Origin of the sequence: Bradyrhizobium sp. LA2.1 (genome assembly GCF_040547725.1) — a bacterium.
GTDB classification, from domain to species: Bacteria; Pseudomonadota; Alphaproteobacteria; order Rhizobiales; family Xanthobacteraceae; genus Bradyrhizobium; species Bradyrhizobium barranii.
The window spans coordinates 39,306-65,328 of the sequence record NZ_JBEPQI010000002.1 but is presented as its reverse complement, the minus strand read 5'-3'; the positions used below and the strand labels follow the sequence as shown (position 1 = coordinate 65,328).

Sequence of the window (26,023 nt, the reverse complement as noted above, 5' to 3'; positions counted from 1 at the left end):
ATGGCGGCGCGCACCACCAGCAAGACCTCTGAATCATCGGACAAGGTCAGCGTGATCTGCCGCGCGCTCAGGCGCGCGATCATCGAGCAGGCGCTGGAACCCGGTGCAAAGCTGCCCGAGGATGCGCTGGGCGAACGTTTCGGCGTCAGCCGTACCATTGCTCGCCATGCGCTGGGACAGCTTGCTGCCGAAGGTCTCGTCGAGCTCCGCCGCAACCGGATCGCGGTGGTGGCAACACCGAGCTGGCAGGAGGCGCGCGACGCCTTCGACATCCGCATCCAGCTCGAGGGCCTCGTCGTCCGCCAGCTCGCGGGCAAGCTGAGCAAGAGCCAGATCGCCGAGCTGAATGCCCATGTTGACGCCGAGGATCGCGCGCGCGGCGGCACAGACGCGGTTTCGATCCGGCTCGCCACCGAATTCCACATCCTGCTCGCGCACATGACGAACAGCCCGATCCTGGTGCGCTATGTCAGCGAGGTCGCCTATCGCTGCTGCCTGACTCTGTCGCTCTACAGCCGACCGCACTCAACCGAATGCGCGATCAACGAGCACCGCGCCATCATTGCATCGCTCGCCAAGGGCGACGAAGCCAAGGTGATGCAATTGATGCACCATCATCTGGATTCCGTGGCCAATCGTGCATTGGTGGCCCCCACCCCGCAACGTGGCCGCGACCTGCTCGATATTCTCGCGCCTTATGCGGATGAAGTGACGAGCGACCGAGTCGTCAAGCTGCCGAAAGTGGCCCGCAGGGGTTAGGCCTCAATCCCGCGCTGGACCAAAATCCGCTCGGCGCTGTCGTTCCAGACGTCCATCTTCACGATCTGTCCGCCCCGCACGACAAAGCGATCGACATAGCGATTGCCCTCGAACGGCGTGCCGTCCATCCACTCGCCATAGAGCGTGCCAACGCTGTAGACGACGGTCTCGTCCGCGCCCGGACAGACGTCGAACCGGTCCATCTTCTTCTTGACCCAGCGATAGCGCTTAGCGTTGAAGCCGGTCGGGCCGCGCGGATGATCGAACTCGCGCCCGCCGGTAAACGTGATCACCGTACCCGGCTTCATATAGGCCGCAGCCGCATCGGGATCGGGTATCATCGAGGCCGTGAGATAGGCCTCCACGATCTCGGCGTCGGTCATCGGGCGTTCGGCTTTTGCGGGGACAGACATGGTGGGCTCTCCGAGGTGCCGGCATTCTACAATTCACACCCAAAAGTGCATGCACATTTTTTGAACAATTTGGTGGCATAACTGCACACAATCTGGAGCTGCCCGCTTCCCCAGCTTCCGCTAGGCTACCACAGCTGAATCCGAAGCCATGACCGCCCAACCCGCCTTCGACCTGATCTTCCGCAACACGCTGTTGCGATCATCCGCCGCACCCGTCGATATCGGCGTGAAGGGCGGCCGCATCGCCGCGATCGAGCCGCAGCTTGCCTGCGAGGCCGTCGAGGTCGATGTCGGCGGGCGCCTCGCCCTGCCCGGCTTCGTCGACACCCACATCCATCTCGACAAGGCCTGCCTGCTCGGCCGCTGCGGGCACAATCACGGCAGCGTCTCGGACGCGATCCGCGCCGTGGCCGGGATGAAGAAGGACTTCACGGTCGAGGACGTCTACGCGCGCGGCGCAAAAGTGCTCGAACGCGCCATCGTGCACGGCACGACACGCATGCGGACCCATGTCGAGATCGACCCGCGCATTGCCTTGCGCGGCTTCGAGGCGGTCAAGGCGCTGAAGCGCGACTATGCCTGGGCCATCGACCTGTCGCTCTGTGTCTTCCCGCAGGAAGGCCTGACCAACGACCCCGGCAGCGAAGAGCTGCTGGTGCAGGCGCTGCGCGACGGCGGCGAAGCAATCGGCGGTTGTCCCTACATGGACACCGACCCGAACGCGCACCTCGAGCGCATCTTCGATCTCGCGCAGGAATTCGACGTCGACGTCGACCTCCATCTCGATTTCGACCTCGATCCCTCCTGGTGGCACCTCGACGAGGTCTGCCGGCAAACCGAGCGGCGCAACTACGGGGGACGCGTGGCGATCGGTCATGCCACCAAACTCTCGGCGCTGCCGCCCGAGCGGATGAAGGCGGCCACCGCGCAACTGGCGACATCAGGCGTTGCCGTCACCGTGCTGCCCGCAACCGATCTCTATCTGATGGGCCGCGAAGCCACCCACAACGTGCCGCGCGGGCTGACGCTTGCGCACAAGCTCGCCGGCGACGGCGTGCTGTGCTCGGTCGCCACCAACAACGTGCTCAACCCGTTCACGCCGTTCGGCGACGCGTCGCTGCTGCGGATGGCAAACTTCTATGCCAACGTCGCGCACGCTTCGGTCAGCGACTTCGATACCTGCCTCGATCTCGTGACCGAACTGCCGGCGCGGCTGATGAACCTCAGTGATTACGGCATCAAGGTCGGCAACCCCGCCGATCTCGTCGTGCTCGATACCCAGGACAGCCGCTTCGCCATCGCCGAGCTGCCGGATATCGTGATGGGCTTCAAGAGCGGCCGCCAGACGTTCGAGCGGCAGCGGCCCACCTTGTTCAGGCCTGGCTGACCGGCCTTCCGCGCCTTGCGCCCGACCCGCAGCTTGCGCGATGATCATCGCAATCGACCAACGGAGCAACCGGATGGCCTTCGACACGATCTTCCTGAACGCGCGCTTCGACGGCGGAGCCCGCCATCACATCGCCGTCGCCGACGGCCGCATCGCCGCGATCACGTCCGTCGATGAGCGTCCCGCCGCAAACGAGACCATCGACCTCGGCAACGTCCTCGTCGTTCCCGGCTTCGTCGAAGGCCACATCCATCTCGACACCAGCTTCTATGGCGACGCCTGGCGTCCGCACAAGCCATGCACCAACGGGTTCGACGTGCATGAGCGCGTCGCCTTCCAGGCCCAGAACATGGCCGTATCAGCGCCGATGGATGTGCGCGCACGCAACCAGCTCGACCTCTGCATCGGCCACGGCACCACGCAGATGCGCAGCCACGTCATGGTCGACGGCTCGGTCGGCCTGAAATCGCTCGAGACGATTTTGCGCGTGCGCGAGGAATACAGGGGCCTGATCGACATCCAGCTCGTCGCCTTCCCCCAGAGCGGCATCCTGATGAGCCCGGGCACGCCGCAATTGCTGGACGAGGCCATCGGGCTCGGCGCCGATCTCGTCGGCGGGCTCGATCCCGCGAGCTTCGATCGCGACATCGAGAAGCATCTCGACGTCGTGTTCGGCGTGGCCGGCAAGCACGGCGTCGACGTCGACATCCATCTGCATGACATGGGCACGCTGGGCGCGTTCGAAATCGAGCAAATCGCAGCGCGCACCCGCGCGCTCGGTATGGAGGGACGCGTTGCCGTCAGCCATGCTTACGGGCTCGGCGACATCCCCATGGATCAGCTCAAGAAGATCGCCGACACCCTCGCCCGCTCGGGCGTCGCGATCATGACCAATGCGCCGGGCGCCCGGCCCTTCCCGCCGATCCTGGCCCTGCGCAATGCCGGCGTCACCGTCTTCAGCGGCAACGACAACATCCGCGATTCCTGGTGGCCCTATGGCGACGGCGACATGCTGCGCCGGGCCACGACGCTCGGCTATCGCTCGGGCTTCAATATCGACGAAGAACTGCGCGTCGCGTTCGATGTCGTCACCGTATCCGGCGCAAAGGCGCTGCGGCTCGAAGGCTATGGCCTGCGCGTCGGCGCCAAGGCCGATTTCGTGACACTGAATGCCGAGCATATTCCTGAAGCCGTTGTCGGAGTGCCGCAAGGGCGCACCGTGTACAAGGAAGGCAAGCTCGTCGCATGCGACGGTAAGATTGTCGGGAAGCGCGGCTAATGATCGGATCTTTTCCGTTCGATTATACCGCTAGCTTTCCTCACTCCCCAATCCGGTAGAATCCCTGACCGTAAATACGCGCATTGCACGACGGGCCAAGGAGATCATACTAAGACCCGCACTGACATCTGCGTTCTCCGGGGAAGTATCGAATGTTCAGCGCATTCAGCAGCATCGATTACCATTCCATTCGGGCCAACACGCCCGCCGAGATGGCCATCAAGCGACTGACCGGCATCGGCGAAGTCCTGTCGGGCATCGACATATCGGCAATCCACACGCAGGACGACATGGCCCGCGCGCTGTTGACGCTCGATACCGCCGACAAATGCATTCGCACGATTCTCACCGAGTTCCGCACCGAGCGCACCACGGAAGTCGTCCGCGAAGCCACGAGCCTGATCAGCCTGATCGAGCTCGCGCGCGACGAACTCTCGGACTACGCGGCGGCAGCAGAGTCTTGAGCTGAATGCGCGCTGGATCTCAGCGCTTGATCTTCGCCAGAATGCGATCCGCCTCGGTGCGCCAATCGGCGCTGCGGGCAAATTCCTTCGTCCCCTTGATGCCGAACAGGCCGTCATCAGCGAGATCGGCGACCCACGCCTGCCGCTCGGCGGTGCCCTGCGCCGACCACGGTGTCAGCCCCGCCTCGCGCACGGTCTCGGCGACCTCCCGCACCTCCTCGGCGCGGCGACGGCCGTGCTCGATCACGCGCTGGAAGCAATAGGCGCCCTGCTTCTCCCAGTCGATCGCCGGAAACGTCTCCGCGAGCGAGGCCAGCACCGCATCCTCGACGCCATAGGCGCGCGCGGTGGTAAAGCTCTCGATGACCATGGCCTCCAGGCCCTTGATCATGATGCTGCGGCACATCTTCACCGCCGAGGACACGCCGAGCTTGTCGCTCGCAACCTTGGCCGCAAAGCCAATCGCGTTCAGCAGCGGCTCCAGCTCCCTAGCGCCGGGGCCCCCGAGCAGCAGCGGCACCTTGATGCGATAAGGCGGCACCGAGGTCATCACGGCCCCCTCGACATAGCGTCCGTCAGCGCCGTCGATCAGAGCGGCGGCGCGCTGCTTGGCACCCGGCGAGGCCGAATTGAAATCGAGGAACCAGGTGCCCTGGTTGATTGCGCCAGCGCAGGCTTTTGCAACGGGCACGGCCTGGCTCGCCGTGACCGCGGAGATGATGAAATCGGATTTCGCGGTCAGCTCGGCGTGAGACACCGCCAGCGTCACGCCGAACTTCGCCGCATGCTCCTTCAGCGGCGCGCCGTGCTCGCCTCCGAGCTTGATGTCGTAAGCGGCTACCTTGATGTCCTGTTGCCGCAAATCCTCAGCCAGGATCCTGCCGACCTCGCCGTAGCCGACGAACCCGATCTGCCAGCGCCTGGGATCACCTGCCATCAATTCAATCCTCGTGTCGTCTCGTCGAACAGCTCCTCGACCGCATAACGGCGCGGGATCAGCGCCTGCTGGAATGCGTAGTCGACGATCAGCTCCAACGGTTTTCTGTTCGCCTCGATCCCGAACGGAACGAGGTCGGGCGTCGCCGCAGGTCCCACCTGCGCCTTGTTCCGCTTAAGCAGATCATAAATGCCTGTGACTACGTCGGGGCGCGATTTTGCGAGTTTCTCGGTAACGACCACGAGATGATTGACAGGGACGACACCACGACGAGTGTACCATTTGGCCGCTTCCGCGGCCGGATCGGGGAATAGCGGCTTCAACGTGGGATGATCAGAGGTCTCGCCGAGGACGGCATCGAGCTCGCCGTCGAGCAGCATCTGCAGGACCCTCTTGTCCTTCGGCGCGCGCTCGGTGGTGTCGACATATTCGGCAACGTGCGGATCCTCGAAGGTGACCCAGTTGATCTTGTCGAGATTGACGCCGCAATCATTGGCGAGGATGCCCCTGATCCAGGCGCCGGTCGTGGTCGTGAACGAGCGGATGCCGACGCGCTTGCCTTCGAGATCGGATGGCCCGAGCACTCCCCTTGCAGGGTTATAGAGCGCGTAGGAATGCTGGAAGCGGCCGAGCATGGTCGCCGGCAGCAGCACCAGCGGCTTGCCATGCGCCTTCGCCATCAGATAGGTGACGATGGCCATCTCGCAGACGTCGAAAGCCTGCTCGCGCACCATCGGCTTGAACGCCGTGTTGGTCGGCGTGTACGCGATGAAATCGAGGTCGAAGAGGTCGGAGCGGAGCTCGCCGCTCTTCACCGCCTGGACATGGGGGTGACTGCCGAGCACGGCCTTCAACTTGAGACGATCCATCCGCCCGCTCCGCTTCTCTGGTCCCGCTCAGACGTCCTCGGGATTGTCGACATAGACGAGTCCGACCTTCGCCAGCGCCTCGCGCATGTTGTACATGTCGAGGCCCAATTCGCCCGAGGCCAGCCGCTTGCGCTTGCCGCCCTCGTCCGCGTTGCGCTTCTTCGCCTTTTCGGCGACTTCAGCGGCATAGCGCTTGGGCACCACGACGACGCCGTCGTCATCGGCCACGATGATGTCGCCGGGATCGACGTTGACCCCAGCGCACACCACAGGAATGTTGACCGAGCCGAGCGTCGCCTTGACCGTGCCCTTGGCCGAGACGGCGCGCGACCACACCGGAAACTTCATCCCGTGCAGCGCTTTGACGTCGCGGCAGCCGGCGTCGATGATCAGCCCCTGCACGCCGCGCGCCTGCAGCGAGGTCGCGAGCAGCTCGCCGAACATGCCGTCGGTGTTATCAGTGGTGCAGCCGACGACGAGGATGTCGCCCTTCTTGCACTGCTCGACCGCGACATGGATCATCCAGTTGTCGCCGGGTTGTGCCAGCACGGTGACGGCGGGGCCGGCGATCGACGCGCCGGCCCAAACGGGCCGCAAGTAAGGCTTCATCAGCCCAATGCGGCCATACGCCTCGTGCACGGTCGATACGCCGTATTCCGCCATTCCGGCGGGATCGGCTCGCTCTATGTTGCGAACGACGACGGGCTTCATGCCAGCTCCTCCGCAACCGTCGGGAACAGGCGCTGATAGGCCTCGCCATAGGTCATGGGCACGCCGGTGTTGCGGCTGCCCTGGATGCCACGGTTGAGCGCGACGCGCTCGTAGTAACCCCAGAGATGTTTTTGCGCGGCGAGGATCTGGAACGCCTCGTACTTCTCCTTCCAGACCTCGTCGATCTTGAGGAGCAGGTCCGGCTTGTAGTTGCACTGCTCGGGCTGGTGCGGCTCGAACAGGAACACCGGGGGCGCCGAATATTTGTACTGCGCGCCGGGCTTGTGGCCCATCGCCTGCGCGACCACGCGGGTCTCCTGCGCGAAATGCGCCGCGTTCGGGTGGTCGAAATTATAGGGATCTTCCAGCGCGTGCGTCAGCACGAAGCTCGGATTGAGCTCGCGGTAGATGTCGACCATGCGGTCGAAATGCGCCTCGGTGAGCTTCAGTGGATAGTCGCCGCAGTCGAAGAACTCGATCTCGGCGCCGAGTAGCTTCGCCGCCCGCTCCGCCTCGTCCTTGCGGCCGGCCTTGACCGACTCCAGCGTCGCGCCTTTTTCCTTCCAGGCGAACTGGCTCTCGCCGCGCTCGCCAAAGGACATGCAGACGATCTTCATGCGATAACCCTTCTTCGCATGCAGTGCGATGGCGCCGCCGGCGCGCCAGACGAAATCGCCGGGATGGGCGGTGATCACGAGACCTGTTTTCATGGGACGAACTCCCCTCTTTCCTTGATAAGCAACGTATCGATCGCGAGCACCGTCATGTGTCGAACCCAAACAGACGCGCGGGATTATCGACGAGGATCTTCTGCTGGAATTCCGTCTCCGGCGCGAACAGCGGGATCAGGTCGACCAGGTCGCCGTCATTCGGCATCACCTTGACGTTGGGATGCGGCCAGTCGGTGCCCCAGATGACACGGTCGGGCGCGGTCTCGACGATCTTTCGCGCGAACGGCACCGCGTCCGTGAACGGTGGCCCGGCCGAGGACACCCGCTCCGAGCCGCAGATCTTGACCCAGCACTTCTCGTCGCGCTGCATCAGCTCGATCAGGATCTTGAACGGCAGCTGGTCGAGCCCCTCGGACGCCTTCACCCGCCCCATGTGGTCGATGGTGTAGCTCAGCGGCAGCTTTGCCAGCATGTCGGCATATTCGGGCAGGTCGATCGCGTCGAAATGCAGATCGATGTGCCAGCCGAGCGGCGCGACCATCGCGATGACGCGGTTGAACACGCTCTTGTCGGGGACGCCGCCGAGATGGCGCACGAAATTGAAGCGGCAGCCGCGGAAACCGCCCTCGTGCAGCACCTGGAGCCCACGCTCGGTGATGGTGTCGTCGATATTGGCAACCGCGCGATAGGCGCCATTGCTCTGTGCGATCGCATCGAGCGCGACCGTATTGTCGGTCCCGTGCACGCTGGCATTGACGATGACGGCCCGCTCGACGCCGAGCTTGACATCCAGCGCGCGAAAATCCTCCAGCGGCGCATCCGGCGGCGTGTAGGAACGGTCAGGCGCGTAAGGGTATTTCGCGCCGGGCCCGAAGATGTGGCAATGCGCGTCGCAGGACAGCTTTGGCAGCTTGAACTTCGGCGTGCGCGTGTTCGGATCTGGCGGCGGAATGGTCGGCGTGTAAATCGTTGTCATCAGGTGAACCGCCGAGCGAGATCGCTTCTTTCAAGCCTTGCTGCTGACGACCGGCCGCCGCCGTACCGGCGCGGCCTGATCGAGCGCCGGCGCCTGGAAGGCGGCGACGGTGGCCTGCACCAACTGCTCGATGGCGCTGGCGGCATCGCTGCCGTCGGCCTCGCCGCGCGACAGGCGCGAGACGCGATCCGGCGTCACCAGCGAGTAATAGAGTGCGCCGAGCAGGAAGTGGCTGCGCCAGACGATGTCGGTGCGCGGAATATGCGGCAGGCTCTCGTGGACTGCGTCGATGAAGGCATGGCTGGTGTCGTCAAAGGTCTGCGCGATGATTTTTCGCACGACCTCGTTGCCTTCGGCGGACATCACGGCGCGCAGCCGCGTGAAGCGCGCCCCGCCCCCGGCGAGATCGCTGCCCGAGGTGAAGGCCGGCACCACATAGGCGCGCACGATCGCCTCCAGCCGGTCCTGGAGATCGCGCACGCGTTTGGCGGCGGCGAGCAGCTCGGAACGGCGCAAATTCATCGGCCCGCAATGGCGCTGGTAGATCTCCAGCAGCAGGCCGTCCTTGGTCTTGAAATGATAGGTGACGCTGCCGGGATTGGCGCCGGCGGCCTGCGCGATGTCGCGCACCGAGACGGCATTGAAGCCGTTGGTGGCGAACAGCTCCTCGGCCGCGGCGAGGATCGCCTCGCGCATGTTCGGCTTGCGGGCCGTTTCCTTGCTGGTGGGCTTGCGTACCATGTGATTTGTACTATCGTACAAAAGATCAGGTCTCGTCAACAAGAACCATGGGCGGCGTCCGGACGGCTCGGAACACCGAGGCAGGATGCGAAAGCCCGCAAGGAGTGCTGGAAAATGCTGGGTTTGAACAAGACAATCGGCGGTTTGATGCTGGGTGCCGGCTTGCTGCTGGGCGGCACCGCGCAGGCTGCCGACAATTACCCGAGCAAGCCGGTCCATATCCTTGTGCCCTATGCGGCAGGCGGCGCCGTCGACGTGCTCGCGCGTACGCTCGGCCAGGCGCTGGCGAAGACCTGGGGCCAGCAGCCGGTGATCGACAACCGCCCCGGCGCCGGCGGCATCGTTGCCTCGCAGGCGCTGACGCAGGCAGCGCCGGACGGCTACACGCTGATCCTGGTCGCGAGCGGCCATCCGCTCAACCAGTTCATCTATCCGAGCGTGCCCTACGACACGTTCAGGGACTTCACCGCGATCACCGAAGTCGCCTCCTCGCCGCTCGCGATCGTGGTCGCGAAGGACAGCCCTTACAAGACGCTCGGCGATCTCCTCGCCGCAGCAAAGAAGGAGCCCGACAAGCTCTCCTACGGCATGTCCGGCAACGGCACCTCCGCGCATCTCGCCGGCGAGCTGCTCAAATACATGTCCGGCAGCAAGATCGTCGCGATCCCCTACAAAGGCGGCGCACCGGCGCTGACCGCCGTGATCGCTGGCGAAATCCCCCTCAGCATCAATCCGCTGGCGGAAGCGATCGGCCAGCTCGAAGGCGGCCCGGTGCGCGCGCTCGCGGTGACCTCGGCCGAACGCTCCAAGGCGCTGCCGAATGTGCCGACCGTCGCAGAATCAGGCGTTCCCGGCTACGACGTCTCGGTCTGGTGGGGCGTGCTCGGTCCGGCCAAGATGCCGCCGGAGATCGTGGCGAAGCTCGAGACCGATCTGAAGGCGGCGCTGCAGGACGCGAACGTGCTGTCGACGCTGGGCAAGATCGGCGCGGCGCCGGTCGGCTCCTCTGCCAAGGACTTTGACGCCTACATGCACGCCGAGGCGACCAAATGGGAGCCGGTGCTGAAGGCCGCCGACATCCGTGCGCAGTGAGGCTCGCCACATGAGGACCTCTTCCCGGCGATTTGCGCGCACCGCCCTGCTCGCATTTGCAATGACCGGCCTGCTCGGCGCGCCCGCGCGCGCCGATGGCGAAGCCAGGCTGCCGGCGCCGAGCGGCACGTTGCGTGTCGGCATCTATCCAGGCAGCCCGACCTCGATGGTGACGGATGCGGCCGGCAAGCCGCATGGCCTCGCCTACGATCTCGGCGGCGAGCTGGCCAAACGGCTCGGCGTTGGCATCGACTATGTCAGGTTTCAGCGCGTCGCCGACATCGTCACCGCGATCCACGACGGCCAGGTCGATTTCACCGTGACCAACGCCACGCCGGCCCGCGCCAACGAGGTCAGCTTCAGCCAGCCCGTGCTGGCGATCGAGCTCGGCTATCTCGTCCCGGCGAACTCGCAGATCGGCAGGATCGAGGACATCGACAGACCGGGTGTGAAGATCGGCGTCACCAAAGGGTCGACCTCGGAACGGACATTGCCGACGAAGTTCAGGAGCGCGACCATCGTCCCGGCCGAAAGCGTCAAGGTCGCGATCGCCATGTTCGGCCGCGGCGAGATCGACCTCTACGCCACCAACAAACCGACGCTGTTCGAGATGTCCGACCAGATGCCGGGCGCGAAAATCCTCGACGGCAATTGGGGCGCCGAGCATATGGCCATCGCGATCCCCAAGGGGCGCGAGGATGCCCTTCCCCTGCTCAACCGCTTCGTGACGGACGAGCAGTCGTCCGGCGCGCTGGACACGATCCAGCAGCAGGCTGGCCTGCGCGGCGCGTCCAAGGCGACGCGCGAGTAGCTCGCGGACTGGGGTGTCCTCCCGCCCTGCCCAATACAGTATTCCCTCGATGCAACCGTCGCCGAACTGCGCTAACTTGCGTCGATCATGACTCGCCGAACCGGCAGCGCCGATCTTCCTCTCCACACCGGGCGGGTTCCGCCATGGCTTGCGAGCCGCATGTCGTCGCTGGGCGCAATCGTCACGCAGGCGATCGTGCATCATTATGGCCGCGACGCCTTCCTGCAGCGGCTGTCGCATCCGTTCTGGTTCCAGTCATTCGGTGCCGTGATGGGGATGGACTGGCACTCCTCCGGCATCACGACCTCCGTGATCGGCGCGCTGAAGCGCGGGCTCGGCCCGCTCCAGGATGAGCTCGGCATCTATGTCTGCGGCGGACGCGGCCAGCATTCGCGCAAGACGCCTGACGAGCTGTTGCAGCTCGGCGATCGCGTCGGCTTCGACGGCGCGAGCCTCACGCGGGCCAGTCGCCTGGTCGCAAAGGTCGACAGCGCCGCGGTCCAGGACGGGTTTGACCTTTATCTGCACGGCTTCTTCGTCACTGCCGACGCCAAATGGACGGTGGTGCAACAGGGTATGAACGGCGACAAGCGGCAGGCCCGCCGCTATCACTGGCATTCCGAGGCGCTGAAGAGTTTTGTCGACACGCCGCACAGCGCGATCGACGGCCCGCAGCAGGGCGAGATCGTCAATCTCACCGATCACCGCGCCGATGTCTCGCGCGCCGCGCAGCTCGAACTGTTGAGCAGTCTCGGCCCCGATCGCATCCTCACTGAATTCGAACGCCTCGTTGGAACTGCGCCCGCGCCGGCGCAGGCGATGCTGCCGCATCTGATCATGCCTGCGCATCATGATGTCCGGCCCAAGGACGTGTTCGCACGCCGCCTGCACGGCACGCTGGCCGCCGCGGCCGAACGCGGCCCGGTCGATTTTCCGGAATTGCTGCTGACGCCCGGCGTCGGCGCGCGCACCGTGCGCTCGCTGGCGATGGTCGCCGAGGTCGTGCATGGCGCACCCTATCGCTTCAACGATCCCGCGCGCTTCTCGCTCGCCCATGGCGGCAAGGACCGGCATCCCTACCCCGTCCCGATCAAGGTCTATGACGAGACCATCCGCGTGCTGAAGGGCGCGATCCAGAACGCCAAGCTCGGACGCGAAGAGGAGATGCAGGCGATCAGGCGGCTCGACGACCAGGCGCGGCGGCTGGAGCGGACTGCCAGCGGTCCGTCGGTCGAGGCCTACATCGCCGGAGAGCGTGAAGCCTCGCCCGATCTCGACGGCCGATCCGTGTTCGGCTGGGAGCGCGATGTCGTGGCATCACGGAAATCGACGGGCTGACTGTCCACCGCAACGACCGGCAACTCCGCGATGGCACGCATGCCCGGCCGCTTGCGCCAGTGGATTTGCGCGGGATCGACGGCGAGACCGAGCTTCGGCCATCGCGCAAACAGCGCCTCCAGCGCACAGGCCGCCTCGATCCGTGCGAGCTGATGGCCGAGACAGAAGTGAATTCCCGTTCCGAACGAGATGTGGCGGTTCGGCTTGCGCGCGAGGTCGGGCCGCTCGGGCTGGTCATGCACCGCCGGATCCATGTTCGCCGCGGCGAGCATGACCATGACGCGATCGCCCTTTTTCAGCGGCACGCCCGCAAGCTCGATATCCCGCCGCACATAGCGCGGCTTGGAAAACTGCACCGGTGACACGAAGCGCAAAAACTCCTCGACAGCGAGCCCGACACGGCTTCGGTCTTGCTCCAGCCAATCGCGCAAGCCCGGATTTCTGAGGAGCTCGTAGACCGAGCCGCTGATCAGATGCGTCGTGGTCTCCGATCCTGCCGCGAGCAGCAGGAACACCATCGACACCATTTCGTCCGGCGTGATCTGGCCGCCCTCACGCTCGACCTGAACCAGCTCGGCAATCAGGCCCTCGCCGCCCCGCACGCGTGCGACCTGCAACTGCTGTTCGAGATAGGCGCGCATCTTGCGAAACGCGAGCAGCAGGCGGAAGAAGCTGACGACATTCGTCAGCGACGACATCTTGTTGGCCCAGGCGATGAATCGCGGGCGATCGGCCGCAGGCAGGCCCAGCAATTCGCAGATCACCGACACCGGCAGGATGCGGGCGTAACGCTGAACGAGGTCGGCGGGGCTGCCATCAGCAAACAGGTCGTTCGCCAGGCCGTCGGCGATGGCGCGAATGCGTGGCTCCATCGCCACGATCGCGCGGCGGCGAAAAGCCTCGTCCACGATGCTGCGCAGCCTCGTGTGATCAGGCTCGTCCATCGTCAGCATGTTGTTGGCGATGGTGGTAACGAGTTTTGGCATCCACCAGCGCAGGCCGGCGACTTTGCCGTCCCCCTTGCGCAGCGTGAAGGTGGTGCCGTCCTTGAGGACCTGCGCGGTGGCGTCATGGGTCGTGGTGACCCAGACATCGCCGACCAGAGGAAATCGCGTCGCGATCACGGGGCCAGACGCGCGCAGCGCCGCGATCGCCTTGGGCGGATCGCGGAAGAAGGCCTCGCTGGTGAAATCGAGGCGCGGTGTCATGGGATCACCGTATTGGTTGGTGGCGCCTCAACCAGATGGTGTGTACGAGGCGCCGCGCAAGGGCCGGAACCGCGCGAAAAGAAGAGAGCCTATCCGCGCCCCGGCGAGCGCTGACCGGTCTTGCGCTGCTGATTGGTGTAGGCGTCCCAATGGCTCCAGCTACCGTTGGCGAGGCTTTGCAGATCGGTGCCGAGGGGGCGGCGCGTGCGCTTGTCGTGATCGGCGATCACGCGCTCGGACTGCGCGATCTTGCGCTTGAGTTCCGCGATCGCCTTCTGGGTCTGCCCGTCCCGCTTCGAAGACGCGATCTCGCCCATCGTGAAGCGCGCGGTCTCGAGCGCCTTCAACTCGGTGCGGTTCTTCTTCAACTGAACCCGGTGCCAGGCGATGTTGCTGTCGCTGTCCGCAACCATGTGGGAACTCCGCTGATTCGTTCCCACAGTGTATCGCGCGCGGAATCGGCGCCGCAACGCCCGCCGAACGGCGAAAATACGGTCTTATTGCGCGAAAAATCCGCGATCAGCGCTCGGCGAAGGCCTTTTCGACCACGAATTGGGCCGGCTCGCCGTGATTGCCCTCAATGAGGCCGCGCTCGCCCAGCAGCACGCGGGTATCAGCGACCAAGGCCGGGCTGCCGCAGATCATGACCCGGTCATGGGCGGCTTCCAGCGGCGGCAGGCCGATATCGGCGAACAGCTTGCCGGACGTGATGAGGTCGGTGATGCGGCCGCGGTTGCGGAAGGGATCGCGGGTCACGGTCGGATAGTAGATCAGCTGATCGCGGATATACTCGCCGATCAATTCGTCCTTCGGCAGCGTCTCGGTGATCATCTCGCCATAGGCGAGCTCCTTCACATGCCGGCAACCGTGCAGCAGCACGACCTTCTCGAACCGCTCATAGGTCTCGGGGTCCTTGATCACGCTCAGGAACGGCGCGAGGCCCGTGCCGGTGCCGATCAGGTAGAGGTTGCGGCCCTCTTCGAGATTGTCGATCACCAGCGTGCCGGTGGCCTTGCGGCTGACGATGATCTCGTCGCCTTCCTTCAGATGCTGGAGGCGCGAGGTCAGCGGACCGTCCGGCACCTTGATCGAGAAGAACTCCAGCGTGTCCTCGTAATTGGCGCTGGCGACGCTGTAGGCCCGCAGCAGCGGCTTCTCGCCGACCTTGAGCCCGATCATGGTGAATTCGCCGTTGCGGAAACGGAAGGTCGGGCTGCGGGTGGTCTTGAAAGAGAACAGCGTGTCGGTCCAGTGGTGGACGCTCAAAACGCTTTCCTGATTGAAATTGCTCATCTCACCTTCCCTGTCGCTTCCAATGCGGTTCCGAGGCGGGCAGCTATGCGTCGTTTGTACACGATCATTCGTGTACTAATGAATAATCCTGCTTGCTCCCGGGGTCAAGGCTGCCCAAGATCGCGAGCGTTGCAGTTAGGAACAAGGAGCCCCTTCCATGGCGCATGACGCCCCCCAGGCCACCGGACCCTCGAAGCTCGTGATCCGGAATATCGGCCTGATCCTGTCCGGCGCCCTGGAAAAGCCGATCCTGGACGGCGACACCATCGTCGCCGAGAACGGCAAGATCACTGCGATCGGCCGCTTCAAGGACCTCAACACCGAAGGTGCGACCACGATCGTCGAGGCCAACGGCACCACGGTCGCGCCCGGCCTGATCGACAGCCATGTCCACCCTGTGGCGGGCGACTGGACGCCGCGCCAGAACCAGATCGGCTGGATCGACAGCAATTTGCATGGCGGCGTCACCACCATGATCTCCGCCGGCGAGGTGCACATGCCCGGCCGCCCGCGCGACGTCGTCGGGCTGAAGGCGATGGCGATCTTCGCCCAGCGCGCATTCTGGAATCTGCGCCCGGGCGGCGTGAAGGTTCACGCCGGCGCACCGGTGATCGAATGCGAGATGGTCGAGGAGGATTTCAAGGAGCTGGCCGCGGCCGGTGTCAAGCTGCTCGGCGAGGTCGGCCTCGGCGGCGTCAAGGACGGCCCGACGGCGCGCAAGATGGTCGGCTGGGCCCGCAAATACGGCATCCAGAGCACGATCCACACCGGCGGCCCTTCGATCCCCGGCTCCGGCCTGATCGACAAGGACGTGGTGCTGGAGGCCGACACCGACGTGGTCGGCCACATCAATGGCGGCCACACCGCGCTTCCCGACGACCAGATCCGCTGCATCTGCGAGGGCTGCAAGCGCGGCCTCGAGATCGTTCACAACGGCAATGAGCGCTCGGCCCTGTTCACGCTGCGCATCGCGCGCGAGATGAACGATCTGCACAGGGTGATCCTCGGCACCGACGCGCCGGCCGGCTCCGGCGTACAGCCGCTCGGCATCTTGCGGATGGTCTCGATGCTGTCCTCGCTCGGCGATTTGCCGGCCGAACTCGCCTTCTGTCTTGCCACCGGCAACACCGCGCGAATGCGTCAGCTCGATTGCGGCCTGATCGAGGTCGGCCGCTCCGCCGATTTCGTCATCATGGACAAGGCGCAGCACTCGCCCGGCAAGACCATCCTGGAGAGCGTGCAGCTCGGCGACCTCCCCGGCATCGGCATGACCATCATCGACGGCATCGTGCGCACCCAGCGCAGCCGCAACACGCCGCCGGCCGGCCGGGTGCCGGAAGTGGTGGCGAAGTGACGCAGCCGGAGCAGCTAGCCGCTTCGCGTCGCGCCTCGAAAGCATTGAACAAGTCTGCTGCCTGCCGCGTCTAACGCAGGCAGCCCTCGGCGGCGGCAGTTCATTGCTGGACCATCGAGGGAGAAATGAAAAGTTCGCTGCGGATTGCCGCCGGCATCGCCGGTGCGGCGGCAGGCTTCATCGCCACGATCGGGCTGCTCGAGCTGACCGGCTTCGGCAATCGTGCAGACCCCATCACGACGGGGCTGGTCGCCCTGTTCGTCATCGCCCCCATCGGCGCAGTCATCGGCCTGGTGCTCGCCACCAAGCTGGCGACACGCAAGGACGACAATAGCGGCGGCCTCGCACGCAACAGCCTGAAGTCACTCGGCGTCGTCGTCTTGCTCTGCCTAGCCGCCGGTGTCACTTACGCCGTCTACGCGTATGCGACCGCCACGCCCTGGCTCAATCCGAACGCCAGCAATCCCCTGCTCGTGTTCGAGGTGCGTTTTCCAGCCGGCGTAACGGTGCCGACGTCACCGCAGGGCATCGCAATCGAATTGCAGACCGACCTCAACACCATGCCGGGCGAAGTGACCCCCGCGGCCTTCTATCGTGATGGTGAGCAGCCTGTCATCGCAGGCGAAGTCGAGCTTGCCTTTAGAACCTCGCACCGGCAGCTCACCATCAACATCCAGGGCCAGCCGAGCCGGATCTATCCGATCGACTTGACGGCCCGGGCGCCGCATACGCCGGAGTTCGGCACGTGGCGGCGGCTCGCCGATGGCAGCGAAATCCGCTACCGCGCCAAATGGCCGGGGAAGACGTAAGGGATCAGCGCTTCTTTGCGATCTCACAGCGCACGTAGGTCTGGCGCTTGGCCTGGCCGACCGGGCCATTCTCGATCACCAGCCGGCCATCCGCCGCAACCGAAACCCGGGGATCGGAGCGAAACTTTTCGCCCTCGCCTTCGCAGGCAAGCCGCATCTTCCAGCTTTGCTTGCCGTCTGCGGTGATCTCGCTGGCGCGGCAGCGCGTCTCGTACCAATAGAGGCGGTTGCCGCCTTCGATGCTCATCCGGTTGGCGCTGTCCTGATCGCGGCAATCCTTCTTGGTCGACGCCCAGAAGCCCTCGTAGGGCTGCGCGGCAAAGGCAGGAGCGCATTCGCCCGCCAGCGCCGCACCAAGACCCAAAATCGCAAACCGCGTAGCCGCTCTCATATCGGAAGACCTCGACAAACCCTTCATCGAGGTTAGTCGCCAGTCCCCGCAGCTTGTTCAACTGCCGTCGGGTGGCAAAGCGTAAGCGTGCCCACCGTTCTTCGCCAAGCCGCAGAGAAGGTGGGCACGGCGCTTTGCGCCTTTGCCCAACCTACGGCACCTTGCTCACCGCAGCTTGTTCAACAGCGCCATCAGCATCTCGCGCTCCCTGGCGTCGAGCGGCGCCAGCGTTTCCCTGGTTATCGCGAGCGCACTCGGCGCGACCTTCTCCGCAAGCTGCTGACCGGCGCGCGTCAGGCTGACCAGAAGCCGCCGTCCGTCCTCGGGATCCTGGCTGGTCTCGGTCAGGCCTCGTGCGGTCAGGCGGTCGATCACGCCCTTGATGGTCGCGACATCCATCGCCGTCAGCCGCCCGAGCTGGTTCTGCGAGCATGGCCCGGTCTCGGCCAGCTTCGACAATGCCGCCCATTGCGTCGGCGTGAGATTGGTGCCGATGTCGCGCGAGAAGATCGAGCTGTGGCGCTGCCAGACCTGACGCAGGATGAAGCCGACCTGCTCGTCGAGCACGTAAGACAATTTTGCCGGTTTGACGCTTTTCTTCGCCGCAACGCTTCTCGCCATCCGCGCCCCGCCCCTCACAACGACAGATGCGCGTCGCGGACATCCGGACGCGCGTCGAGCTCGGCCATGGTGCCGCCGAAGCAGATGCGACCACGCTCGATGATATAGGCGCGGTCGGAGATCAGCCGCGCAAAGTGCAAATTCTGCTCGGACACGACGATGCTGACGCCCTCCTTCTTCATGGTCAGGATGGCGTCGACCATCTGCTCCACGATCTTCGGCGACAGGCCCTCCGAGGGTTCGTCCAGCAGCACCAGCGACGGATTGCCCATCAGCGTGCGCGCGATGGTGAGCATCTGCTGCTCGCCGCCGCTCATGCGGCCGCCCGGTCGGTTCTTCATCTCACCCAGATTTGGAAACAGCGCGAACAGTTTTTCGCGGGTCCAGTGCGGGGCATTCGGTCGCTTCGGCTGACGGCCGACTTCGAGATTCTCTTCCACCGTCAGATCGGTGAAGATGCGCCGCTCCTCCGGCACATAGCCGAGCCCGTCGCGCACGATTTCATGCGTCGGGCGCACCGAGACATCCTTGCCCTCGAACATGATACGGCCGGTTCGCTGCGCGACGAGGCCGACGATGGAACGGAACGTCGTCGACTTGCCGGCGCCGTTGCGCCCGAGCAGCGCCACCACCTCGCCCTCGCCAACCTCGAAGCCGATGTCGAACAGGATATGCGCCGGGCCGTAATGGCTGTTGAGGTCTTGCACCGTGAGCTTCATGCGGAGGCTCCATGCCCGGCATCGTAAAGCAGGCCCTCGCCGAGATAGACGGCCTGCACCTGCGGATTGCCGCGCACCTCGGCCGGCGATCCCTCGGCGATCAGCGTGCCGCGGTTGAGTACGATAATGCGGTCGGCATGTTCGAACACCACGTCCATGTCGTGCTCGGTGAAGAGCACGCCGATCGATTTTTCCCGCGCGATCTGCGCCGTCAGCCGCATCAGATCGACGCGCTCACGCGGCGCCATGCCGGCGGTCGGCTCGTCCATCAGCAGCAGCTTGGGATCGTTGGCAAGCGCCACCGCAAGCTCGAGCCGCTTGAGGTCGCCATAGGCGAGCTCGCCGCAGGGTCGATCGGCGTAGCCGCCCATGCCCACGAGCTCAAGCAGCCGCCCGGCCTCGCCACGGTCGAAGTTCGGCGCCGAGCCGAAGAGATTGAACAGCTGCTTGCCGTGCGAGATCAGCGCGACCTGCACGTTCTCGCGCACGGTCATTGTCGCGAAGGTCGCGGTGATCTGGAAGGTGCGCCCGACACCGAGCCGCCAGATCTCGCGCGGCTTCTTGCCGGTGGTCTCCTCGCCGAGCAGACGGACATGGCCGGTATCAGGCTTGTTCTGGCCGTTGAGCATGTCGAAGCAGGTGCTCTTGCCCGCGCCGTTCGGGCCGATCAGCGCCAGAATTTCGCCTGATCGCAGCGAGAACGAGACGCCACGCACGGCGTGGATGCCGCCATAGGATTTGGACAGGCCTTCAACCGCGAGAAGTGGGGGTGCGACGCTCATTCGACGGACTCGATCGGCTTGGCAAGCAAGGGAGATCCCGGCGGCGATGTCTTCCTGCGCCGCTGCGCCAGCATCTCCAGCATGCCGACGATGCCCTTCGGGAAGACGACGACGATCAGCACGATGAAGCCGCCGAGCACGAGCTTTGACAGGTCGGTCTGGCTGACCAGCCAGATGTTGAGCGCCTTGTAGACGATGGCGCCGATCACCGCGCCCGATACCGTCTCGACGCCGCCGAGCAGCACCATCACGAGAGCGTCGACCGACAGCGAGATGCCGAGATTGTCGGGGAAGACGCTACCCTTGAGGTAGGCGAACAGCGCGCCGCCGATGCCGGCGGTCGTGCCTGCGATCACGAACGCCGTCCACTGGATGCGCTTGGCATTGATGCCGACCGCCTCGCTGCGCAGAGGCGAGTCGCGCGTGGCCCTGAGTGCGTAGCCGAACGGCGAGAATACCATGGCCCGAAGCGCGACCGTCACGAGTGCCGCAACGCCGAGCGCCAACCAATAGAAATGCCCCGGGCTCGCCGCCCAGCTTGACGGCCAGACGCCGAGTATGCCGTTGTCGCCGCCCGTGACACTCACCCACTGGAACGCGATCGACCAGACGATCTGCGCAAACGCAAGCGTCAGCATCGCGAAATAGACGCCGGAAAGCTGCACCGCGAAGAAACCGAACACGGCAGCGCCCATGCAGCCCAGCAGCGGCCCGAGCAGCAGGCACACGACCATCGGCAGCCCGGCCATCTTGGCGAGGAAGGCGACGCCGTAGGCGCCGAGACCGAAATAAGCGGCATGCCCGAAGGACGCGAGCCCACCGACCGACATCAGGAAATGCAGGCTGACGGCGAAGATCACGAAGATCGCAATCTCCGAACCGACTGTGAGAACATAATTGCCGGCGAACAGCGGCAACGTCGCCGCGATGACGAGCGCGGCAAGCGCCGCGAGCCGCTCGTTCGACGTCAGCGGCCGCCAGGGATTAACAGTGAGGCCTGGTGTCTTGCGCGCGGGCGCCTCGGGCTTGCCGAAGAGACCCCAGGGCCGGACGATCAGCACCACCGCCATCACCAGGAAGACCAGGATGATGGAGATCTTCGGGAAGATCAGGATGCCGAAGGCGTTGAGCTCGGAGACCAGCACCGCCGCAACGAAGGCGCCGACGATGCTGCCGAGGCCACCGATCACGACGACGACGAAGACCTCGACGATGATCCGCAAATCCATGGCGTGATGCACGGCATCGCGCGGGATCTGGAGCGCGCCGCCGAGTGCGGCGAGGAAGACGCCGACCGCAAACACGGATGTGAACAGCCATTTCTGGTTGACGCCAAGCGCTGCGACCATGTCGCGGTCCTGCGTCGCCGCGCGCACCAGCACGCCCCAGCGCGTGCGCTGGAACAGCAGCCAGAGAATGCCGAGTACGACCGGGCTGAGCACGATCAGGAACAAATCGTAGCTCGGGATGTTCTGGCCGAAGAAATCGATGGCGCCCTTGAAGCCCGGCGCGCGGCGGCCGACGAGATCGTCGGGGCCCCAGATCAGCACGACGAGATCCTCGACCATCAAGGTCAGACCGAAGGTCGCAAGCAGCTGGAACAGCTCGGGCGCGTGATAGATGCGGCGCAGCAGCACCATCTCGACGATGACGCCGATCAAGGCCACGGCAAACGCGGCGATGACGATCGCGCCCCAGAAGCCGAACGCACCCGAAAGCCGCTCGGTGAGCGTGAAGGCGATGTAGGCGCCGATCATGTAGAAGGCGCCATGCGCGAAATTCACGATCCGCGTCACGCCAAAGATGATCGACAGGCCCGAGGCCACCAGAAACAGCGACGCTGCGCTGGCGAGACCGGTCAGAAACTGTACGACATAAAAGGCCATCGGCGGTCCGGGTTAAGAATAAGTCTCAGTATGGGGCTTCATCCTTCGAGACGGCGCTACGCGCCTCCTCAGGATGAGGTCCGGGACCCTCATGGTGAGGAGCGCGGCAACGCCGCGCGTCTCGAACCACGAGGCCCCGGTTCCTCTTCACATCAATCCTTCGGACGCAGCTTATCGACTTCGGCGTCGCTCGGCAGATAGTCCGAGCCCTTCTTGTAAGAAGAATCCACCATCACGCCCTTGCCGTCCTTCAGCGCGGTCTTGCCGACATAGGCACCGAGCGTCGACTGGTGGTCGATCTTGCGGAAGGTGATCTCGCCGAACGGCGACGGCATCGACAGCCCTTCCGCCGCGGCGATCAGTTTCTCCGGATCGGTCGAGCCGGCCTTCGCCAGGATCGCAGCGGCCGCCTTGATGGTCTGGTAACCGACGATCGAGCCCAGGCGCGGATAGTCGTTGTACTTGGCCTGGTAGGCCTTCAGGAACGCGTCATGCTCGGGCGTCTTGATCGAGTACCAGGGATAGCCGGTGACGATCCAGCCCTCCGGGGTCTCGTCCTTGAGCGGATCGAGATATTCGGGCTCGCCGGTCAGGAACGAGACGACCTCGCGCCCCTTGAACAGGCCCCGGGTGTTGCCTTCACGCACGAGCTTCACGAGGTCAGCGCCGAAGGTGACGTTGAGGATCGCTTCGGGATTGGCTGCGGCAACCGCCTGCACCACCGGACCCGCGTCGATCTTGCCCTGCGGCGGCCACTGCTCGTCGACCCACTGGATATCAGGACGCTTCTCCGACATCAGCTTCTTGAACACCGCGACCGCGGACTGGCCGTATTCATAGTTCGGCGCGATGGTCGCCCAGCGCTTGGCCGGCAGCTTGCTGGCTGCTTCCACCAGCATCGCCGCCTGCATGTAGTTGGAGGGACGCAGACGGAAGGTGTACTTGTTGCCCTTGGACCAGGTGATGGCATCGGTCAGCGGCTCGGCCGCGAGGAAGAACACCTTCTTCTGGTTGGCGAAGTCGCTGACGGCGAGGCCGATGTTCGACAGGAACGTACCCGTCAACATCGCAACACCCTCGCTGGAGACGAGCTCGTTGGCAGCGGTCTGCGCATCGCCCGGCTTGCCGCCGTCGTCCTTGGAGACGACGACGAGCTTCTTGCCGTTGATGCCGCCGGCCGCGTTGACCTGTTCGACTGCGAGCTGCCAGCCCTTACGATAGGGCTCGGTGAACGCCGGCAACAGCGAGTAGCTGTTGATCTCGCCGATCTTGATCTCCTGCGCCACGGCCGAATGAGCCATGCCGCCCGCCAGCAGCGCGAAGGCCGCGCCCACAAAAGTGTTTCTCGCTCGCATCCCAACCTCCAGTTTTGAACTCTCTACGTCTTCAGCGTGATCTTGTCGGAGAAGCCATGCCCGCCTCCCCGGTTCAAACTCTATTTCAAACCGTCTTCACCCTTCACTTCCGCAACCGTCAGCCCGCCGACGCGCGGCAAGGGACGGCCGCTATCGGTGACGGCGATCGCGACCATGATCTCGTTGGCGCGCGGCGCGTCGTTGATCTGCACCTCCATGCCGTCGAAATGGCTGCGCACGAAGGCGGCGTCCTTGTGACCAAGCGGAATGTCCAGCGTCGTGCCGGGGCCGCTGCGCTTCTTCGACGACGGGATCAGCGCCGCGCCCTTGCTCAGAACCTTGCGCACCGGAGCGCCCATCTTCGGATGCAGGATAGCCGCCGCATGCTCCAGCTCGCCGTTCTCGCCGACCGCCGCGGCCTTTCCGTAGCTCTGCGCCTTCGCGCCATCGATGCCCAGCGCCGCCACCGCGCGCTTCGCCAGGAGATCGCCGAGCTCCTCGCCGATGGCGATCAGCGGCGACAGATCCTCGACATATTTGCCGGCAAAGGGGTTCTCGATCACGGCAATCGCCGCGGCGCGCCGCGTCGGCGGCGAGACCTGGCGACCCATTTCCATCTGCGTCTCTTCGACGACGGTGACGATCTTGCGGATGATCGCGCTCATGTTTCGCTTCCCTGTTCAGGCATAGACCGCGTTCTCCAGCATGCGCGGGCGCGTTCGTTGCTCTTCCATATCCCTGGTTCCGATGACAAGCATATCACCACAAAGCTGCAACACGGCACCCTCGATCAATCCGCGATCGAACAATTGCCGTGCACATTCCGCGCCAGATTCCAGTGCGGCCGCGACCTCGTTCTGCGACAATTCACCGACATCGCGGGTGACGAGACGCGCGCCGAGATCGCTGTCGGGCTGAAGCTCGTTCGCAGGCTTTCTGATGATGCCGGGATGCCCGGGCAGATCGACGGCATTGGCGATGACCGTCGCGGCCGCATCGGCCTGCGATGCGGTGGCAGCCAGCACCGTGACCGCGTCGGCAATGCCGAGCGAAAAGCTGCGGCCGTGACGCCCGCTGGTCGCGATGCCGCGCACGGGATCACCTGAGTAGACCCTCATCTTGAGCAGCACGCCGTCACGATCAGGCCGATCCATCAAGCCGACCGAAAAATGCTCGCCCTCGCCGAGATGCAGCGCGATATCGCCGCCATTGTTGACATAGGCCTGATCGAGCGCCGCAGCGCCCAGGACGGCGCCAAGAATCTCCTCCGCCACGCTGCCGGCAACCGCGGCCATCGGCGTAATGAAGCAATCGGAAGCATAGGGTGCGACAGCAGCGTGCATCCGACGCGCCACCACGCCCTTCAGCGAAGCCTGCTTCTCAGCGGCCGTCCGCAGTTCCGGAAGTTCGGCGCAGAGTTCGTCGAGCAGTCCGGTGAAACGCCGCGCCGCCGCCTCATAGGCCGCACGCACTGCGTCCGCGCGCCCCCTCGCCTCCACGATCAGATCAATCGGTCCATCCTGCAAATGCAGCCGCCGGCCACCAGACAGCAATGCGATTTGCGGGAGCCTGGTCATGCCCAGCGCCCCGGAATCGGGTTCTGCCATGGCAATTGGCGGACGTCGTCACCGTTCTGCACCTCGGACAGCGGCTTCACATGATCCATGTGCCCGCCGAGCGCGGCGTAGTCGGTCAGCTTCATCGTGAACTCGATCGGCGCGACCAGCGCCGGCGTCGGAACATAACCGAACGCGCCTGAGGGCATCTGCGTCACATCGACCATGTAGGTGATGCCGCCGCCCGGCCAGACATAAACCGGCGCGCCGCCGCTGGTGACACGCGTCAGCGCGTCCTTCACCGAACGCGTCAGCCGGACCGGATTGTCGGTGACGCCCGCGCGCAAGGAGCCGCCGGCACCCGCCATGAACAACACCGTGCACAGCGCCGGCTCGCAATTCTCCTGGATGCGCTCGACCGAGAACTTCAGGTCATCAGGCATCTCGGTCTCGACCGGCTTCAGGGCTTCGTCGAGCACATAGTAAGACGAGTGCTCGCCGGTCGTGGAGACCATCAGCATGGAGAGACCAGGCTTGGCTTCCTTGGCATCGAACGGTCCGAGAATCGCGAGCGGATCGGAGATGTTGGTGCCGCCCCAGCCCGTGCCGGGATCGGCGACCTGGAAATAGCGGCCCGGCGTCGAGCGGCGGCCCTTCATCTTGATGCCGGTGTCGGCGATGTCGAGCAGCTTGCCGGCCTGGTGCTCCGAGAGCACGCCGGTGATGTGGTCGTCGACGACTACGACCTCGTCGACCTTGCCGTGCCATTGCTTGGCGAACATGCCGATCGTCGCCGAGCCGCAGCCGACACGCATGCGCTCTTCCTTCATGCCGTTGACGATCGGCGGCTGGCCGGCCTGCACCACCACGCTGGCGCCGCCGTCGATGGTCAGCTCGACCGCCTTGCAATTGGCGAGATCCATCAGCGTGTCACAGGTGACGCGGCCCTCTTTCTTGGAGCCTCCGGTGAGATGATGCACGCCGCCGAGCGACAGCATCTGCGAACCGTATTCGCTTGTCGTGACGTGGCCGACCGCCTCGCCCTGCGCGCGAACGGTCGCGGTTTCCGGGCCGAGATAGCGGTCGGTGTCGATCTTCACCTTGATGCCGCAATAGGAGAAGATGCCCTCGGTGACGACAGTCACCATGTCGACGCCATCGATCTCGGACGAGACGATGAACGGCGCAGGCTTGTAGTCGGGATAGGTCGTGCCCGCACCGATCGCGGTGACAAAGGTAGAGGGCTCGTGGACGATCTTGCCGTCCCAGTCTTCGGTGCGGCTGAACGGAACGAGCTTGCCGCCATGCGAGACGGTGCGTTCCAGGATCACGTGCGGGTCGACGCGGACGAGCTTGCCGTCGTGATTGGCATAGCGGTCGCAGGCGCCCGCCGCGCCCGGCTTGATGTAGCACATCACCGGACAGGCATCGCAACGGATCTTGTCGATGGCGGCGCTCGTCGTTTCAGTCACCATGTCCAAAGCCAGCCGACTGCGGTTATCATTCGTATACGAACGATGTTGCGCGCCCTCCCGAAGGCTGTCAAGCGGCGGTGCGGCGCAAAAGATGCGGCTGCCGCATAAAACCCCATTTGCCTATCC

At 64.8% G+C, this 26,023-nt stretch carries 28 protein-coding genes; 9 read left to right on the top strand and 19 right to left on the bottom strand.

The genetic code is table 11. The features are described from left to right. Window positions 1-759: a GntR family transcriptional regulator gene (locus ABIB95_RS03210; protein WP_354237887.1), complete on the top strand. Its 759-nt coding sequence runs from the start codon at window positions 1-3 to the stop codon at window positions 757-759. Here ABIB95_RS03210 and ABIB95_RS03205 read toward each other — a convergent pair. Beyond that, a complete protein-coding gene (locus ABIB95_RS03205) occupies window positions 756-1,172 on the bottom strand; it encodes a nuclear transport factor 2-like protein (RefSeq protein WP_166352371.1) in 417 nt (138 codons plus the stop codon). The two genes, ABIB95_RS03210 and ABIB95_RS03205, sit on opposite strands and share 4 nt — an antisense overlap. Before the next feature lie 148 nt (window positions 1,173-1,320). Between ABIB95_RS03205 and ABIB95_RS03200 the strand changes: the two genes are divergently transcribed. From ABIB95_RS03200 to ABIB95_RS03190, 3 genes are all read left to right on the top strand, one after another. Further along, window positions 1,321-2,559, top strand: coding sequence for an amidohydrolase family protein (locus ABIB95_RS03200; protein WP_354237886.1), 1,239 nt, complete (start codon window positions 1,321-1,323; stop codon window positions 2,557-2,559). A gap of 73 nt (window positions 2,560-2,632) precedes the next feature. Then, window positions 2,633-3,838: an amidohydrolase family protein gene (locus ABIB95_RS03195; protein WP_354237885.1), complete on the top strand. Its 1,206-nt coding sequence runs from the start codon at window positions 2,633-2,635 to the stop codon at window positions 3,836-3,838. Between the two features lie 152 nt (window positions 3,839-3,990). Next, the gene (locus ABIB95_RS03190) at window positions 3,991-4,302 is read left to right on the top strand and encodes a hypothetical protein (protein ID WP_071915057.1); all 312 of its coding nucleotides are present in this window, start codon (window positions 3,991-3,993) and stop codon (window positions 4,300-4,302) included. Window positions 4,303-4,321: 19 nt separating this feature from the next. Here ABIB95_RS03190 and ABIB95_RS03185 read toward each other — a convergent pair whose 3' ends face one another. From ABIB95_RS03185 to ABIB95_RS03160, 6 genes are read right to left on the bottom strand one after another with little or no spacing between them, the layout of a single operon-like run. Continuing rightward, complete coding sequence (locus ABIB95_RS03185; protein WP_354237884.1) at window positions 4,322-5,239, bottom strand: DUF1932 domain-containing protein; 918 nt, start codon at window positions 5,237-5,239, stop codon at window positions 4,322-4,324. Next, window positions 5,239-6,108 carry a substrate-binding domain-containing protein gene (locus ABIB95_RS03180; RefSeq protein ID WP_354237883.1) on the bottom strand — a complete coding sequence of 290 codons (870 nt, stop codon included), beginning with the start codon at window positions 6,106-6,108 and terminating at the stop codon, window positions 5,239-5,241. The genes ABIB95_RS03185 and ABIB95_RS03180 overlap by 1 nt, the downstream gene beginning before the upstream one ends. A gap of 27 nt (window positions 6,109-6,135) precedes the next feature. After that, on the bottom strand, window positions 6,136-6,819 hold the full coding sequence (locus ABIB95_RS03175; protein WP_354237882.1) for a 4-carboxy-4-hydroxy-2-oxoadipate aldolase/oxaloacetate decarboxylase: 684 nt from the start codon (window positions 6,817-6,819) through the stop codon (window positions 6,136-6,138). Continuing rightward, window positions 6,816-7,529 (bottom strand): PIG-L deacetylase family protein, encoded by a 714-nt coding sequence (locus ABIB95_RS03170; protein WP_027517331.1) that lies wholly within the window; start codon window positions 7,527-7,529, stop codon window positions 6,816-6,818. Before ABIB95_RS03170 ends, ABIB95_RS03175 begins: the two co-directional genes overlap by 4 nt. 52 nt (window positions 7,530-7,581) lie before the next feature. Further along, complete coding sequence (locus tag ABIB95_RS03165) at window positions 7,582-8,466, bottom strand: amidohydrolase family protein (RefSeq protein ID WP_354237881.1); 885 nt, start codon at window positions 8,464-8,466, stop codon at window positions 7,582-7,584. 30 nt (window positions 8,467-8,496) lie between these two features. Further along, on the bottom strand, window positions 8,497-9,207 hold the full coding sequence (locus ABIB95_RS03160; protein ID WP_063983940.1) for a TetR/AcrR family transcriptional regulator: 711 nt from the start codon (window positions 9,205-9,207) through the stop codon (window positions 8,497-8,499). Window positions 9,208-9,321: 114 nt separating this feature from the next. Here ABIB95_RS03160 and ABIB95_RS03155 point away from each other — a divergent pair, with 114 nt between their 5' ends. The 3 genes from ABIB95_RS03155 (at window position 9,322) to ABIB95_RS03145 (ending at window position 12,448) form a co-directional block, all read left to right on the top strand. Continuing rightward, window positions 9,322-10,299, top strand: a complete 978-nt coding sequence (locus tag ABIB95_RS03155; RefSeq protein WP_354237880.1) for a tripartite tricarboxylate transporter substrate binding protein — start codon at window positions 9,322-9,324, stop codon at window positions 10,297-10,299. Window positions 10,300-10,309: 10 nt separating this feature from the next. Further along, window positions 10,310-11,110 carry an ABC transporter substrate-binding protein gene (locus tag ABIB95_RS03150; RefSeq protein WP_354237879.1) on the top strand — a complete coding sequence of 267 codons (801 nt, stop codon included), beginning with the start codon at window positions 10,310-10,312 and terminating at the stop codon, window positions 11,108-11,110. An 87-nt stretch (window positions 11,111-11,197) separates the two neighbouring features. Next, window positions 11,198-12,448, top strand: a complete 1,251-nt coding sequence (locus tag ABIB95_RS03145; protein WP_354237878.1) for a DUF763 domain-containing protein — start codon at window positions 11,198-11,200, stop codon at window positions 12,446-12,448. Here ABIB95_RS03145 and ABIB95_RS03140 read toward each other — a convergent pair. The 3 genes from ABIB95_RS03140 to ABIB95_RS03130 form a co-directional block, all read right to left on the bottom strand. Then, the gene (locus ABIB95_RS03140; RefSeq protein ID WP_354237877.1) at window positions 12,349-13,656 is read right to left on the bottom strand and encodes a cytochrome P450 family protein; all 1,308 of its coding nucleotides are present in this window, start codon (window positions 13,654-13,656) and stop codon (window positions 12,349-12,351) included. The genes ABIB95_RS03145 and ABIB95_RS03140 overlap by 100 nt on opposite strands. Window positions 13,657-13,745: 89 nt before the next feature. After that, window positions 13,746-14,069 carry a hypothetical protein gene (locus ABIB95_RS03135; RefSeq protein ID WP_354237876.1) on the bottom strand — a complete coding sequence of 108 codons (324 nt, stop codon included), beginning with the start codon at window positions 14,067-14,069 and terminating at the stop codon, window positions 13,746-13,748. 106 nt (window positions 14,070-14,175) lie between these two features. Then, window positions 14,176-14,949 carry a ferredoxin--NADP reductase gene (locus ABIB95_RS03130; RefSeq protein ID WP_063983946.1) on the bottom strand — a complete coding sequence of 258 codons (774 nt, stop codon included), beginning with the start codon at window positions 14,947-14,949 and terminating at the stop codon, window positions 14,176-14,178. A 157-nt stretch (window positions 14,950-15,106) separates the two neighbouring features. Here ABIB95_RS03130 and ABIB95_RS03125 point away from each other — a divergent pair, with 157 nt between their 5' ends. Next, entirely contained in the window at window positions 15,107-16,303 is a 1,197-nt protein-coding gene (locus ABIB95_RS03125) for an amidohydrolase family protein (RefSeq protein WP_085404802.1), read from the top strand. A gap of 125 nt (window positions 16,304-16,428) precedes the next feature. Further along, on the top strand, window positions 16,429-17,112 hold the full coding sequence (locus ABIB95_RS03120; RefSeq protein WP_354237875.1) for a hypothetical protein: 684 nt from the start codon (window positions 16,429-16,431) through the stop codon (window positions 17,110-17,112). Between the two features lie 4 nt (window positions 17,113-17,116). On the opposite strand, the gene ABIB95_RS03115 is transcribed toward ABIB95_RS03120, so the two are convergent. The 9 genes from ABIB95_RS03115 to ABIB95_RS03075 form a co-directional block, all read right to left on the bottom strand. Continuing rightward, window positions 17,117-17,503 carry a hypothetical protein gene (locus tag ABIB95_RS03115; RefSeq protein ID WP_354237874.1) on the bottom strand — a complete coding sequence of 129 codons (387 nt, stop codon included), beginning with the start codon at window positions 17,501-17,503 and terminating at the stop codon, window positions 17,117-17,119. Window positions 17,504-17,668: 165 nt separating this feature from the next. Then, window positions 17,669-18,124, bottom strand: coding sequence for a MarR family winged helix-turn-helix transcriptional regulator (locus ABIB95_RS03110; RefSeq protein WP_208086152.1), 456 nt, complete (start codon window positions 18,122-18,124; stop codon window positions 17,669-17,671). Between the two features lie 14 nt (window positions 18,125-18,138). Then, window positions 18,139-18,843 (bottom strand): ABC transporter ATP-binding protein, encoded by a 705-nt coding sequence (locus ABIB95_RS03105; RefSeq protein WP_354237873.1) that lies wholly within the window; start codon window positions 18,841-18,843, stop codon window positions 18,139-18,141. Then, window positions 18,840-19,625 carry an ABC transporter ATP-binding protein gene (locus ABIB95_RS03100; RefSeq protein WP_166352338.1) on the bottom strand — a complete coding sequence of 262 codons (786 nt, stop codon included), beginning with the start codon at window positions 19,623-19,625 and terminating at the stop codon, window positions 18,840-18,842. The genes ABIB95_RS03105 and ABIB95_RS03100 overlap by 4 nt, the downstream gene beginning before the upstream one ends. After that, window positions 19,622-21,511 carry an ABC transporter permease gene (locus ABIB95_RS03095; RefSeq protein ID WP_354237872.1) on the bottom strand — a complete coding sequence of 630 codons (1,890 nt, stop codon included), beginning with the start codon at window positions 21,509-21,511 and terminating at the stop codon, window positions 19,622-19,624. The genes ABIB95_RS03100 and ABIB95_RS03095 overlap by 4 nt, the downstream gene beginning before the upstream one ends. A 152-nt stretch (window positions 21,512-21,663) precedes the next feature. After that, window positions 21,664-22,866, bottom strand: a complete 1,203-nt coding sequence (locus tag ABIB95_RS03090; protein WP_354237871.1) for an ABC transporter substrate-binding protein — start codon at window positions 22,864-22,866, stop codon at window positions 21,664-21,666. Between the two features lie 80 nt (window positions 22,867-22,946). Continuing rightward, window positions 22,947-23,531, bottom strand: a complete 585-nt coding sequence (locus ABIB95_RS03085; protein ID WP_354237870.1) for an amino acid synthesis family protein — start codon at window positions 23,529-23,531, stop codon at window positions 22,947-22,949. Window positions 23,532-23,546: 15 nt separating this feature from the next. Beyond that, the gene (locus ABIB95_RS03080) at window positions 23,547-24,443 is read right to left on the bottom strand and encodes a UPF0280 family protein (RefSeq protein ID WP_354237869.1); all 897 of its coding nucleotides are present in this window, start codon (window positions 24,441-24,443) and stop codon (window positions 23,547-23,549) included. Continuing rightward, on the bottom strand, window positions 24,440-25,897 hold the full coding sequence (locus ABIB95_RS03075; RefSeq protein ID WP_354237868.1) for a 6-hydroxynicotinate reductase: 1,458 nt from the start codon (window positions 25,895-25,897) through the stop codon (window positions 24,440-24,442). Before ABIB95_RS03075 ends, ABIB95_RS03080 begins: the two co-directional genes overlap by 4 nt. Between the last annotated feature and the right edge of the window lie 126 nt (window positions 25,898-26,023).